General features: G+C 60.8%; 1 protein-coding gene. It reads left to right on the top strand.

Annotated features, from left to right (window positions below; genetic code table 11):
* Positions 1–109 precede the first annotated feature (109 nt).
* On the top strand, positions 110–268 hold a 159-nt coding region (locus HCU76_RS36430), incomplete at its 3' end, for a biotin carboxylase N-terminal domain-containing protein (protein ID WP_213959988.1).

Here is a 268-nt window from a genome sequence, read left to right as displayed (position 1 = left end):
AACGCGCAAGCGCATCTGCCGCTCGCTGGTGATGCTGCGCGAGAAGAAGCTCGAGAACCCGTGGCGCAAGCACGGGAACATTCCCCTCTGAAAGAACAGGAAGCACAACATGTTCAAGAAGATCCTGATCGCCAATAGAGGCGAGATCGCCTGCCGCGTCATCAAGACCGCGAAGAAGATGGGCATCCTCACGGTGGCCGTCTATTCCGACGCCGACAAGGAAGCCCGCCATGTCGAGCTGGCCGACGAGGCCGTGCACATCGGCGCC

Origin of the sequence: Variovorax sp. dw_308, from assembly GCF_019207085.1 — a bacterium.
Classification (GTDB): Bacteria; Pseudomonadota; Gammaproteobacteria; order Burkholderiales; family Burkholderiaceae_C; genus Variovorax.
The sequence above is the reverse complement of the archived record's forward strand: the minus strand, read 5'-3'. Positions and strand labels throughout refer to the sequence as shown.